Here is a 14,820-nt window from a genome sequence, read left to right as displayed (position 1 = left end):
GACGCCGGGGACGACGCGCGAGGAGCCGTTTCCATGGAAAACGAAGCCAAATTTCTCGACTACCTGAAGCGGGCCGGAGCCGATCTGCGCAAGGCCCGCCGCCGGGTGCGGGAACTGGAGGATCGTGACCAGGAACCGGTGGCCGTCGTCGGCGTCGGCTGCCGGTTCCCCGGCGGCGCCGGGGACCTCGACGGGTTCTGGCAGGTGCTCGCGGGCGGCGTGGACACGATCTCGGGCTTCCCGGTCGACCGGGGCTGGGACGCCGAGGGCGTCTACGGCGCCGGTCCCGGCTCCGAGGTCTCCACCACCCGCCAGGGCGGGTTCGTCTACGACGCGCCGGGCTTCGACGCGGGCTTCTTCGGCATCAGCCCGCGCGAGGCCCTGGCCATGGACCCGCAGCAGCGGGTGCTGCTGGAGACCTCGTGGGAGGCCCTGGAGCAGGCCGGCATCGACCCCGGCTCGCTGCGCGGCTCCGCGACCGGGGTGTTCGCCGGGGCGGGGTTCTCGGCCTACGGCGCGGCGGTGCCCGCCACGGACGCCGAGGGCTACGTGGTCACCGGCAACGCGACCAGCGTGATCTCCGGGCGGGTGGCGTACACGCTCGGGCTCGAAGGTCCCGCGGTGACCGTCGACACGGCCTGTTCGTCGTCGCTGGTGGCCCTGCACCTGGCCGTCCAGGCGCTGCGGTCGGGGGAGTGCACGCTCGCCCTGGCCGGCGGCGTGACCGTGATGGCCGAGCCGGGCACGTTCGCGGAGTTCTCGCGGCAGGGCGGCCTCGCCTTCGACGGGCGCTGCAAGGCGTTCGGAGAGGGCGCCGACGGCACCGGCTGGGGCGAGGGCGCCGGCATGGTCGTCGTCGAGCGGCTCTCGGACGCGCGCCGCAAGGGCCACCGGGTGCTGGCCGTGGTCCGGGGCAGCGCGGTCAACCAGGACGGCGCGTCCAACGGGCTGACCGCGCCGAACGGCCCCTCCCAGCAGCGGGTCATCCGGGCCGCGCTCGCCGGGGCGCGCCTGTCGGCCGCCGAGGTGGACGCCGTCGAGGCGCACGGCACCGGCACCGTCCTCGGCGACCCGATCGAGGCGCAGGCGATCCTGGCCACCTACGGCCAGGACCGCGAGCGGCCGCTCTGGCTCGGCTCGGTGAAGTCGAACATCGGCCACACCCAGGCCGCCGCCGGCATCGCGGGCGTCATCAAGATGATCCTGGCCATGCGGCACGGACTGCTGCCGCGCACCCTGCACGCCGAGAAGCCCTCCCCGCACGTCGACTGGACGGCGGGGCACGTCCGGCTGCTCACCGAGCCGGTGCCGTGGGAGGCGAACGGCACGCCCCGCCGCGCGGGCGTCTCCGCCTTCGGCATCAGCGGCACCAACGCCCACGTCATCATCGAGGAGGCCCCGGCCGCCGCCGACGAGGAGCCCGACGAGACCGGCGAACCGGCCGTCCCGCTCCTGCTGACCGACACGGCGGCCTGGACGGTCTCCGGCCACACCGCCGAGGGCCTGCGGGCCCAGGCGGCCCGGTTGTCCGCCCACCTCGCCGCCCGGCCCGGGACCGCGCCGGCCGACCTGGCCTGGTCGCTGGCCACCACCCGCCCCGCCCTCGGCCACCGGGCCGTCGTGCTCGGCCGCGCCCGCGACGAACTGGCCGCCGGGGTGGCGGCGCTGGCCGCCCCGGCCCCCTCGGCGTCGGTCGTGACCGGCGTCGCCGACGGCTCTCCCCGGGTCGTCTTCGTCTTCCCCGGCCAGGGTTCGCAGTGGATCGGCATGGGCCGGGAGTTGCGGGAGAGCAGCCCGGTCTTCGCGGCGCGGATGGCCGAGTGCGGCGCGGCCCTGGCCCCCTACGTCGACTGGTCGCTCGACGACGACCTGGACCTCGGCCGGGTCGACGTGGTGCAGCCCGCGTTGTGGGCGGTGATGGTGTCGCTGGCGGCGTTCTGGGAGGCCGCCGGGGTGCGGCCGGACGCGGTGGTCGGTCACTCGCAGGGGGAGATCGCCGCGGCGGTCGTGGCCGGGATCCTGTCGCTGGAGGACGCCGCCAGGGTCGTGGCGCTGCGCAGCAAGGCGCTGACCGCGTTGTCGGGCAAGGGCGGCATGGTCTCGATCGCCGCGCCGGCCGACCGGGTCAGGGCGCTGGCGGGCGACCGGGCCGAGATCGCCGCCGTGAACGGGCCTGCGGCCACCGTCGTCTCCGGGACCCCGTCGGCGCTGGCCGCGCTGCTGGCCGACTGTGCACGCGACGGCGTGCGGGCCCGGATGCTGCCCGTCGACTACGCCTCCCACGGCCCCCAGGTAGAGGCCATCCGCGACGAGGTGCTGAGCCTGCTCGACGGTCTCGCCCCGCGCCCGGCCCGCCTGCCGATGGTGTCGGCGATGACCGGCGCCCACCTGGATGGCCCCGAGCTCGACGCCGCCTACTGGTACGCGAGCCTGCGCGCCCCCGTCGAGTTCGCCCGCGCCGTGGAGGTGCTGGGCCGGGCCGAGTACGGCGCGTTCGTCGAGGTGTCCCCGCATCCCGTCCTGACCGCCGCCGTCACCGCCACCCTGGAGACCGACGCCCCGGCCGCGCCCGTCGTGTCCGGCACGTTGCGCCGCGACGACGGCGGGCCCGCCCGCGTGCTCGCCTCCCTGGCCGAGGTGTACGTGCGCGGCGTCCCGGTCGACTGGGCGGCGGTGCTGACCGAGGGCGAGCGCGTCGAACTGCCGACCTACGCGTTCCAGCGGCGGCACTACTGGCCGAAGCCCGCCCCGGCCGCCGCCCCCGCGCCGGCCGGCCCGGTGTCCGAGGGGGAGGCGCGGTTCTGGGCCGCCGTCGAGGCCGACGACGTGACCGGCCTGTCCGACGCGCTCGCGGTCGAGGGCGGCTGGCCGTTCAGCGACGTCGTCCCGGCGATGGCCTCCTGGCGGCGGCGCGAACGCGACCGGTCGGCGGTGGCCGACTGGTCCTACCGGGTGGCCTGGGCGCCGGTCGCCGATCCCGCGCCCGCCGCGCTGCCGGGGACCTGGCTGGTCGTGGCCCCCGGCGGCGAACCGGTCGACCCCGCGATCACGCGCGCCCTGGAGGCCCGGGGCACCGGCGTCGTGACCCTGCGGGTCACCGCCGGCGAGGCCGACCGCGAGACCTTCGTCCAGAAGATCACGACGGTGGGGCCGGTCGCCGGGGTGCTCTCGCTGCTGGCGCTCGACGAGGCGCCGCTGGCCGCCCACCCGGTGGTGGCGGCCGGTCTGGCCGGCACGCTCGCGCTGGTGCAGGCGCTCGGCGACGCCGGGATCACGGCCCCGCTCTGGCTGCTCACCCGGGGCGCGGTCGCGGCCGGGCCCGGCGAGGTGCTGACCAGCCCCGTCCAGGCGCAGGTCTGGGGGCTCGGCCGGGTCGCCGGCCTGGAGCACCCCGACCGCTGGGGCGGCCTGGTCGACGTCCCGGGGGTCTTAACGGAGCGGGACGCCGACCGGCTCGCCGCCGTGCTGGCCGGATGCGGGGAGGACCAGGTCGCGATCAGGCCCGGTGGCGTCAAGGCCCGGCGGCTGGTCCGGTCGGCCGCCCCCGCCGCCGGCCGGCCCTGGACGACCGACGGCAGCGTGCTGCTGACCGGCGCGAGCGGCGCGATCGGCCCCGACCTGGCCGCCTGGCTGGCCGAGAGCGGCGTGCCGCACGCGGTGCTGGCCAGCCGCAGGGGCGCGCTGACACCCGGAGCCGCCACCCTGGCGGCGGCGATGGCCGAGAACGGCACCGCCGTGACCATGGCCGGATGCGACGTCGCCGACCGCGACAACGTGGCCGGGCTGCTGCGCTGGATCCCCGAGGTGGCCCCGCCGCTGAAGGCCGTGATCCACGCGGCGGTGGCCGTCGAGCTCACCCCGCTGACGGCGACCGACGTCGCCGAGCTGGCCCTCGCCTCCAGCGCGAAGGTTGCCGGGGCCGCCCACCTCGACGAACTCACCGCCGGTCTCGACCTCGACGCGTTCGTGTTGTTCTCCTCGATCACCGCCACCTGGGGCGTGCGGGACCACGGCTCCTACGCCGCCGCCAACGCCTACCTCGACGCGCTGGCCGAGAACCGCCGCTCGCGCGGCCTGCCCGCGACGTCCGTCGCCTGGGGCGTCTGGGACTCGGGCGGCCGGTTCGCCGAGACCCCCGCGCCGGCGCCGGGCGAGCCGGGCCACGCCGAATGGTTGCCGCGCAGCCTCGTGCCCGACCGGCTGCGGCGGCAGGGCCTGCGCCTGCTCGGCCCCGACCGCGCGCTGACGGCGCTCGGCCGGGTGCTGGCCGCCGACGAGACCACGCTGGCCGTCGCCGACGTCGACTGGCCCGTCTTCTCGGCCGTGTTCAACGCGGCCCGGTCGTGGCGGCTGCTCGACGAGATCCCCGAGGCCCGCCAGGCCGTCGCCGAGACCATGGCCGTCGCGGTGTCGGGCGAGGCCGCCGGGCTGCTGGCGAGCCTGCTGGAGGTCACCCCGGCCCGGCGCGAGCGGATCGTGACCGAACTCGTGCGCGGGCACGCCGCCGCCGTCCTTGGGCACGGCTCGATGGACGACGTCCAGGCCACCCGCGCCTTCCGGGACATGGGCTTCGACTCGCTGACGGCGGTCGAGCTGCGCACCCGGCTGAACGAGGCCACCGGCCTGCGGCTGCCCTCGACCGTGGTGTTCGACTACCCGTCCCCGGTCGTGCTGGCCCGGCGCATCCTCGACCAGATGACCGGTTCGGCGGTCCTGACGCCCGACGCGTCCCGGGTGACCCCGGTGTCGTCGGCCGACCCGGTGGTGATCGTCGGGATGGGCTGCCGGTTCCCCGGCGGCGCCGACGCCCCCGAGGCGTTGTGGGACCTGCTGGCCTCGGGCGGCGACGCCATCTCGCCGTTCCCCGCGGACCGGGGGTGGGAGCCGGGGCCGGGCGGGCCGTCGTACACCCCCGAAGGCGGCTTCATCACCGGCATGGCCGACTTCGACCCGGGCTTCTTCCGGATCAGCCCGCGCGAGGCGCTGGGCATGGACCCGCAGCAGCGGCTGCTGCTGGAGACCTCGTGGGAGGCGCTGGAGCGGTCGGGCATCGACCCGGCGGGCCTGCGCGGCTCGCTCACCGGCGTCTTCACCGGCGCGTCGTCGTCGGGCTACGCCGGCGTGGCCGGGTTCGGGACGGGTGTGCAGGGCTCCGAAGGCCATCTGATGATCGGCAACCTGACCAGCGTGATCTCCGGCCGGGTGTCGTACACCCTCGGGCTCGAAGGCCCGGCGGTCACGGTCGACACGGCCTGCTCCTCGGCGCTGGTCGCCCTCCATCTGGCCGCGCAGGCGCTGCGCGGCGGCGAGTGCGATCTGGCCCTGGCCTCCGGCGTCATGGTGATCACCGACCCGACCGAGTTCATCGGCTTCTCCCAGCAGGGCGCGCTGGCCGCCGACGCCCGCTGCAAGGCGTTCTCGGCCGACGCCGACGGCATGAGCCTCTCGGAGGGCGTCGGCACGTTCGTGCTCGAACGGCTCTCCGACGCCCGCCGCCACGGCCACCCCGTGCTCGCGGTGGTGGCCGGGAGCGCGGTCAACCAGGACGGCGCCTCCAACGGGTTGTCCGCCCCGAACGGCCCCTCGCAGCAGCGGGTGATCCGGGCCGCGCTGGCGTCGGCCGGGCTGCGGCCGGGCGACGTCGACGTGATCGAGGCCCACGGCACCGGCACCGCGCTCGGCGACCCGATCGAGGCGCAGGCGATCCTCGCGACGTACGGGCAGGACCGGCCGGCCGACCGGCCGCTGCTGCTCGGCTCGGTGAAGTCGAACATCGGCCACGCCCAGCAGGCCGCCGGCGCGGCCGGGGTGATGAAGATGGTGCTCGCCTTCCGGCACGACCTGGTGCCCGCCACCCTGCACGCCGGCGTGCCGACCCCGCACGTCGACTGGACGGCCGGGCACGTCCGCCTGCTGCACGAGGCCGCGCCGTGGCCCGCCGCAGAGGACGCCCGTCCGCGCCGCGCCGCCGTGTCGTCGTTCGGCATCAGCGGCACCAACGCGCACGTGATCCTGGAGGAGCCCCCGAGCCCCGAGGCGAACCGGGCCGGTGAGCCCGGCCTTCTCGGCGGCGGGACCCCGGCCTGGCTCGTGTCCGGCCACACGCCCGCCGGGCTGGCCGAACAGGCCCGCAGGCTGGCCGGCCACCTCGGCGCGGACCCCGGCCTCGACCCGGTCGACGCCGGCTGGTCGCTGGCCACCACCCGCACCTCGCTCGAACACCGCGCCGTGGTGCGCGGCGACACCCGCGACGACCTCCTGGCCGCGCTCGGCGCGCTCGCGTCCGGCACGCCCTCGCCCGCCGTCGTCACCGGCACGGCCGGGACCGCCGGGCCGGTCGTGTTCGTCTTCCCCGGTCAGGGCGGCCAGTGGGCCGGGATGGGGCGTGAGCTGGCGCAGTCGAGCCCGGTGTTCGCGGCCCGGCTGGCCGAGTGCGCCGAGGCGCTGGCCCCGCACGTCGACTGGGACCTCATGGATCCCGACCTGTCGCGCATCGACGTGGTGCATCCGGCGTTGTGGGCGGTGATGGTGTCGCTGGCGGCCGTCTGGGAGGCGGCGGGTGTGCGACCCGACGCGGTCATCGGGCACAGCCAGGGGGAGATCGCGGCGGCCACCGTGGCGGGGGTGTTGTCGCTGGCCGACGGCGCGAAGGTGGTCGCCCGCCGCGCCCTGGCCATGAGGGCCATCGCCGGTCAGGGCGGCGTGCTCTCGATCGTCGCCTCCCTCGACGACGTCGAGGCCCGGCTGGACGGGCACAAGGCCCTCGCCGTCGCCACGGTCAACGGCCCCGAGGCGGTCACCGTCTCCGGCGCGGTCGACGACCTCCGGGCGCTGGCCGAGGAGTGCGAGCGCGACGGGGTGCGGACCCGGTTCGTGCCGATGGACTACGCCCCGCACGGCCCCCAGGTCGAGGCGATCCGGGACGAGATCCTGACGGCCCTGGACGGCATCACCCCCGGCCCGGCGCTGATCCCGATGGTCTCCGGGATGACCGGCGACTACCTCGACGGGACGCAGGCGGGCCCCGAGTACTGGTACGCGAGCCTGCGCGCCACCGTGCGGTTCGCCGAGGGCGTCGAGCGGCTTGGCCGCGACGGTCACGGCGTGTTCGTCGAGGTCTCCCCGCACCCGGTGCTGACCGGCCCCATCGCCGACACCCTCGACGGCGCGATCGTCACCGGCACACTCCGCCGCGACGACGGCGGCCCCGCCCGTCTGCTGACCTCCCTCGCCGAGGTGCACGTGCGGGGCGGCGCGGTCGACTGGCCCGCCGTGCTGCCCGCCGGGCAGCGCGTCGACCTGCCCACCTACGCCTTCCAGCGGCAGCGCTACTGGCCCCGCCCGGCCGCCCACACCGGAGCAGGGGCCGACGCCCTGGGCCTGGGCGCGGTCGGCCACCCCTTCCTCGGGGCGGCCGTCGACCTGGCCGGCGGCCACGGCCTGGTCTTCACCGGACGCCTCTCGCTGCGCTCCCAGCCCTGGCTGGCCGACCACACGATCGCCGGGACCGTGCTGCTGCCCGGGACCGCGTTCGTGGAGCTCGCCGTCCGGGCCGGATACCAGGCCGGCTGCCCCCGCGTGGAGGAGCTGACCCTGGCCGCGCCGCTCGCCCTGCCCGCCGACCGCGCGGTCCGCGTCCAGGTCACCGTGGGCGCGCCGGACGAGCGCGGCCACCGCACGATCGAGGTGTACGGCCGCGCCGAGGACGGCGACGGCGACTGGACCCGGCACGCCGCCGGCCTGCTCGCCCCGGCCGCCGCGCCCGCCGACACCGCCGACCTCGCGGTCTGGCCGCCCGAGGGCGCCGAGGCGGTCGACCTGACCGGCCGCTACGAGGCCCAGGCCGAGGGCGGCTACGGGTTCGGGCCGACGTTCCGCGGCCTGCGCGCGGCCTGGCGGCGCGGCTCCGACGTCTTCGCCGAGGTCGCCCTGCCCGGCGACGCCGCCGACGACGCGGCCGCGTTCGGCCTGCACCCCGCCCTGCTCGACGCGTCCCTGCACGCCGCCGGTCTGGTCGAGGGCGGGCTGCCGGGCGGCGGCCAGGAGGTCGTGCTGCCCTTCGCCTGGACCGGGTTGTCGCTGCACGCGGCCGGCGCGACCCGGCTGCGGGTCCGCCTCCGGCGGGCCGCCGACGGCGGGATCGCCCTGGACGCGGCCGACCCCACCGGCGCGCCCGTGGTCAGCGCCGACTCGCTGGTGCTGCGCCCGGTGGCCACCGGAGCCCTCCGGACCACGCTCGACGACGCCCTGTTCGCCGTCGAATGGACGCCGGTGCCCGCCGCACCGGCCGCCGGGACGTGCGCCGTCATCGGCCCCGACCCCTTCGGGCTGGCCGCCGGTCTCGGCGCCGACGCCCATGCCGACCTGAGCGACCTCGGTGCGACCCTTCCCGAGCTGGTCTTCGCCGCGGTCGACGGGACCGGCGACGGCGACCCGGCGACTGCGGCGCGGCGGCGCACCGCCGACGTGCTCGGGCTGCTGCACCGGTGGCTCGCCCTCGACACGCCCTCCCGCCTGGTGCTCGTCACCCGCGCCGCCGTCGCCACCGAACCCGGCGCGCCGGTGGCCGACCCGGCCGCCGCCGCCGTCTGGGGGCTGGTGCGCTCCGCGCAGTCGGAGCACCCCGGCCGGATCGTGCTGGCCGACCTGCCCGCGACCGGTGACGGCGCCGGCGTGCTCGCCGCCGCGCTGGGCTCGGGCGAACCGGAACTCGCCGTCCGCGCCGACACCGCGCTCGGACGCCGGCTCGTGCGCTCGGCCGCCCCGCCCCTGACGCCGCCCGCGACCGGCCCGTGGCGGCTGGACGCCCCCGAGAAGGGCACCCTCGACGGCCTGGCCCTGGTGCCCGCCCCGGAGGCGGCCGCCCCGCTGGCGGACGGGCAGGTCCGGGTCGCCGTCCGCGCCGTCGGCCTGAACTTCCGCGACGTCCTGATCGCGCTCGGCATGTATCCGGTGGACGCGCTCGTCGGCACCGAGATCGCCGGCGTCGTCACCGAGACCGGCCCCGGCGTGACCCGGCTCCGCGCCGGGGACCGGGTGCTGGGCATGGCCTCCGGCGCGGCGGGCCCGCTCACCGTCGCCGACGCCCGGATGCTCACCGCGATGCCGCCGGAGTGGTCGTTCGCCGAGGCCGCCACCGTGCCGATCGCCCACTCGACCGCCTGGTACGCGCTGGCCGACCTGGCCGCCGTCCGCCCCGGGCAGCGCCTGCTCGTGCACGCCGCCGCCGGCGGCGTCGGCACCGCCGCGGTCGCCGTCGCCCGGCACCTGGGCCTGGACGTCTACGCCACCGCGAGCCCCGCCAAGTGGCCCGCGCTGCGCGCCATGGGCCTGGCCGACGATCACATCGCCTCCTCCCGCACGGCCGACTTCGAGGCCGCCTTCCTGGCCGCGACCGGCGGCGAGGGCGTGGACGTCGTCCTGAACGCCCTGGCCGGGGAGATGACCGACGCCTCGCTCCGGCTGCTGCCGCGCGGCGGCACGTTCCTGGAGATGGGCAAGACCGACGTCCGCGACCCCGCCGAGGTCGCCCGCGACCACCCCGGCGTCGACTACCGGGCCTTCGTCACCGGCGAGGCCGCCCCCGAGCGCCTCACCGAGATCCTGGCCGACGCCACCGCCCTGCTCCGGTCGGGCACGCTGCCGATGCTCCCCATGCGGGTCTGGGACGTGCGCCGCGCGCCCGAGGCGTTCCGGTTCATGAGCCAGGCCCGGCACGTCGGCAAGATCGTGCTGACCGTGCCGCCCGTCCGCGAGCCCGGCACCGTCCTGGTCACCGGCGGCACCGGCACCCTGGGCGGCCTGGTCGCCCGCCGCCTGGCCGCCACCGGACGGGCCGCCGGGGTGCTGCTGACGAGCCGGTCGGGACCGGCCGCCCCGGGCGCCGCCGCGCTGGCCGCCGACCTGGCCACGGCCGGGCTCGGGGTGCGCGTCGCCGCCGGTGACGCCGCCGACCGGGCCGCGCTGGCCGCGCTGATCGACGGGGAACCGCTGACCGGCGTCGTGCACACCGCCGGCGTGCTCGACGACGGCGTGGTCGAGTCGCTGACCCCCGCCCGGATCGACGCCGTGCTGCGGCCCAAGGCCGACGCCGCCTGGCACCTGCACGAGCTCACCGAGGGCCTCGACCTCGACGCCTTCGTCCTGTTCTCGGCCGGGGCCGCCACCTTCGGCGCCGCCGGGCAGGGCAACTACGCCGCCGCCAACGCCTTCCTCGACGCGCTGGCCGCGCACCGCCGCGCCGCCGGGCTGCCCGCCGTCTCCCTGGCCTGGGGCCTGTGGGCCGAGGCCAGCACCATGACCGGCGGCCTCAGCGCCCAGGCCGTCGACCGCATCCGCCAGGGCGGCGTCGCCGCCCTCACCGCCGACGAAGGGCTCGGCCTGCTCGACCTGGCCCGCACCCGCGACGACGCCCTGCTCGTCCCGGCCCGGCTCGACGTCGCCGGGATCCGGGCGCAGGCGATGGCGGGCGCCGACCTCGCGCCGCTCTGGCGGAGCCTCGCGGGCGGCCCGGCCCGGCCGCCGATGGCGCACGCCGCCGCGGGCGGATCGACCGGAGAGGCGCTGCGTGCCCGGCTCGCCGCGCTGCCCGCACCCGACCGCGACCGGCTGCTCCTCGACCTCGTCAGGGGCCACGCCGCCGCCGTGCTCGGGCACGCCTCGCCCGACGCCGTCGAACCCCGCCGGGCCTTCCGCGAACTCGGGTTCGACTCGCTGACCTCGGTCGAACTGCGCAACCGGCTGTCGGCCGCCACCGGCCTTCGGCTACCGGCCACCGTGGTGTTCGACCACCCCTCGTCGGCGGCCCTCGCCGAGCTCGTCCGGGTCCGGCTGCTGGGCGAGCACGCCCCCGTGGCGGCCGTCCCCGCCGTGGCCGCTTCGGCCGGGGAGCCGATCGCGATCGTGGCCATGAGCTGCCGGTTCCCGGGCGACGTGCGGGACCCCGAAGGGTTCTGGGACCTGCTGGCCGGCGGCGTCGACGCCATCTCGCCGCTGCCCGGCGACCGGGGCTGGGACACCGCCGGCACCAGCACCGGCCAGGGCGGCTTCATCGGCGGCGCGGCCGACTTCGACCACGACTTCTTCGGCATCAGCCCGCGCGAGGCGCTCACCATGGACCCGCAGCAGCGGTTGCTCCTGGAGACATCGTGGGAGGCGATCGAGCGGGCCGGGCTCGACCCGGCCACCCTGCGCGGCTCGGCCACCGGCGTCTACATCGGGGCCGCGTTCTCCGGGTACGGCGCGGGGCTGCCCATCGAACTGGCCGGGCACATGATGACCGGCACGGCCGCGAGCGTGATGTCGGGACGCGTGTCGTACACGCTGGGACTCGAGGGCCCCGCCGTCACGATCGACACCGCCTGCTCGTCGTCGCTGGTGGCGCTGCACGTCGCCGTCGCCGCGCTGCGGGCGGGGGAGTGCTCGATGGCGCTGGCCGGCGGCGCCACGATCATGGCGACGCCGGGCGGCCTGGTCAGCTTCTCCCAGCAGCAGGCCCTCGCCCACGACGGCCGCTGCAAGGCGTTCTCCGACACCGCCGACGGCATGGGCATGTCCGAGGGCGTCGGCATGCTGGTGGTCGAGCGGCTCTCCGACGCCCAGCGGCACGGCCACCCCGTGCTGGCCGTGATCCGCGGCAGCGCCATGAACCAGGACGGCGCGTCCAACGGCCTGACCGCGCCCAACGGCCCCTCCCAGCAGCGCGTCATCCGGGCCGCGCTCGCCAACGCCCGTCTGTCCCCGTCCGACGTCGACGTGGTCGAGGCGCACGGCACCGGCACCGAACTGGGCGACCCCATCGAGGCCCAGGCCCTCATGGCCGCCTACGGTCAGGACCGCCCGGAGGGGCGGCCGCTCTGGCTCGGCTCGGTGAAGACCAACATCGGGCACACCCAGTGCGCCGCCGGCGTGGCCAGCGTGATCAAGATGGTGCTGGCCCTGCGGCACGGCGAACTGCCCCGGTCCCTGTACGCCGAGAACCCGTCCCCCCACGTCGACTGGACCGAGGGCGACGTCCGGCTGCTGGCCGAGGCGCGGCCCTGGCCGGCGAACGGGCGTACCCGCCGGGCCGGGGTGTCGTCGTTCGGCATCAGCGGCACCAACGTGCACGTCCTCATGGAGGAGGCCCCCGCCCCGACGCCCCGGGAGGAGACGGTCGCCGCGCCGCTCCCGGTCGTCACGGGCCCCGTGACCGCGTGGCCGGTGTCGGGCCGCACCCGCGCCGGGCTGGCCGCCCAGGCCGGCCGGCTCGCCGGGTTCGCGGCGGACCGCCCCGACCTGCACCCCGCCGACGTCGCCTGGTCGCTGGTCACCGGCCGCTCGGTCTTCGAGTACCGCGCGGTGGCCGTCGGCGCGAGCCGCGACGACCTGTCCGCCGCCCTGACCGCGCTGGCCGGGGGGCAACCCGCCGCCGGGCTCGTCTCCGGCCGGGTCCCGGCGGGCGGCACGGCCGGGAAGGTGGCCTTCGTCTTCCCCGGCCAGGGTTCGCAGTGGATCGGCATGGGCCGGGAGTTGCGGGAGAGCAGCCCGGTCTTCGCGGCCCGGCTGGCCGAGTGCGACGCGGCCCTCGCGCCCTATGTCGACTGGTCATTGGACGACGACCTGGACCTCGGCCGGGTCGACGTGGTGCAGCCCGCGTTGTGGGCGGTGATGGTGTCGCTGGCCGCCTTCTGGGAGGCCGCCGGGGTGCGGCCCGACGCGGTCGTCGGCCACAGCCAGGGCGAGATCGCGGCGGCGGTCGTCGCCGGGATCCTGTCGCTGGAGGACGCCGCCAGGGTCGTGGCGCTGCGCAGCAGGGCGCTGACCGCGTTGTCCGGACGCGGCGGCATGCTCTCGATCGCCGAACCGGTCGCGGCGGTGCGCGCCCGGTTGGAGACGCCGGCGCCCAAGAAGCGCGGCCGCAAGCGGCCGGCCGAGCCCGTCGCGGTCGCCGCGGTGAACGGTCCCGCCGCCACCGTCGTCTCCGGCGACCCCAAGGCCCTGGCCGCACTGCTGGCCGCCTGCGAACGCGACGGCGTGCGGGCCCGCCTGCTGCCCGTCGACTACGCCTCCCACGGCCCCCAGGTCGAGGAGCTGCGGGAGGAGATCCTCGGCCTGCTGGCGGGCGTGGCCCCCCGGCCGGGCCGGATCCCGATGGTGTCGGCGATGACCGGCGAGTTCCTCCAGGGCCCCGAACTGGACGCCGCCTACTGGTACGCCAGCCTCCGCGCCCCCGTGGAGTTCTCCCGCGCCGTCGAGACGCTGGGCCGGGCCGGTTTCGGCACGTTCGTCGAGACGTCCGCCCATCCGGTGCTGACCGGCCCCGTCGCGGAGACCGTCGACGGCGCGGTGGTCACCGGGACGCTGCGCCGCGACGACGGCGGCCCCGCCCGCGCGCTGGCCTCCCTGGCCGAGGCGCACGTGCGCGGCGTCGACGTCGACTGGACCGCCGTGCTGGCCCCGGCAGGGCGGGTCGACCTGCCCACCTACGCGTTCGTCTCCCACCGGTTCTGGCCCGAGCCGATCGTCTCCGGAAGCGGGGACGTCACCTCGGCCGGGCTCGGCTCGGTCGGCCACCCGCTGCTCGGGGCCAGCGTCGAACTCGCCGAGGGCGAGGGCCTGGTCGTCACCGGCCGGTTGTCGGTCGCCGCGCAACCCTGGCTCGCCGATCACACCGTCGCCGGGATGACGGTCCTGCCCGGCACGGCCCTCGCCGAACTCGCCGTCGTGGCCGGCCACCAGGCCGGCTGCCCGCACGTCGAGAAGCTCACCCTGACCGCCCCGCTGGTGCTCGACCCCGACCGGCCGACCCAGGTCCAGATCACCGTCGGCGCTCCTGTGGACGACCGGCGCACGGTCCAGATCTACGCCCGCCGGGAAGGCGGCGACGACCGGTCGTGGACGTGGCACGCGAGCGGCGCCCTCACCCCGGCTCGCGCGGCCGGGCCGGCCGGGGAGTTCCTCGTCTGGCCGCCGGCCGGCGCGGAGCCGATCGCCGTCGACGACCCCGGCCTGCGCGCCGCCTGGCGGCACGGGGACGACGTCGTCGCCGAAGTGGCGCTGCCCGACCGCACCGCCCCCGGGGCCAGGGCGTTCGGCGTGCACCCCGCCCTGCTCGACGCCGCCTTCCGGGCCACCACGCTCTTCCCCGACCACGGCGAGACCGGCGAGGGCACCTGGTTGCCGTACTCGTGGACCGGGTTGTCGGTGCACGCGCCGGGCGCGGCCGCGCTGCGGGTCCGGCTCCGTCGCGGCGCCGACGGCTGGTCGCTGACCGCCGCCGACGGCACCGGCGCGCCCGTCGTGTCGGTCGACACGCTGGTACGGCGGCCCGTGACGGCCGCCCGGCTGAGGATCGCGGGCAACAACCTGCGCGACGCCCTGTTCGGCCTCACCTGGGCCCCGATACCCGACCCCACCGTCGCGGTCGCCGGACCGTGGGCGGTGATCGGGAACGACGCCGCCGGGCTGGGCGACGGGCTGCGCGCGGTCGGCGCGACCGTGGCCGGCCACGCCGACCTGGCCGCCCTGGCCGCCGCCGTGCGGGCGGGCGAGCTGGTCCCGCAGTTCGCCGTCGCCGGCCTGGCGACCGAGGAGGAGGCCGCCGCCCTGGTCGGTCAGTGGACGGCGCTCGAACCGCTGGCCGCCGCCCGCCTGGTGCTGGTCACGAAGGGCGCGGTCGCCACCGGCCCCGGCGGGCCCGCGCCCGACCCGGCCGCGGCCGCCGCCCGGGGGCTGGTGCGCTCGGCCCAGTCGCGGCACCCCGGCCGCCTGGTGCTGGCCGACCTGCCGCCCGACGGCACCGCCGGCGACCGCCTGAGCATGCTGGCCGCCTCGCTGACC

At 77.4% G+C, this 14,820-nt stretch carries 1 protein-coding gene; it reads left to right on the top strand.

Annotation, left to right across the window (positions count from 1 at the left end; translation table 11 throughout):
* Positions 1-33: 33 nt before the first annotated feature.
* On the top strand, positions 34-14,820 hold a 14,787-nt coding region (locus tag AW271_RS42680; RefSeq protein WP_062342604.1), incomplete at its 3' end, for a type I polyketide synthase.

This window comes from Herbidospora sakaeratensis (genome assembly GCF_001570525.1).
GTDB classification, from domain to species: Bacteria; Actinomycetota; Actinomycetes; order Streptosporangiales; family Streptosporangiaceae; genus Herbidospora; species Herbidospora sakaeratensis.
Note: the sequence above shows the minus strand (reverse complement) of the source record. Positions and strands in the feature narration are given on the sequence as shown.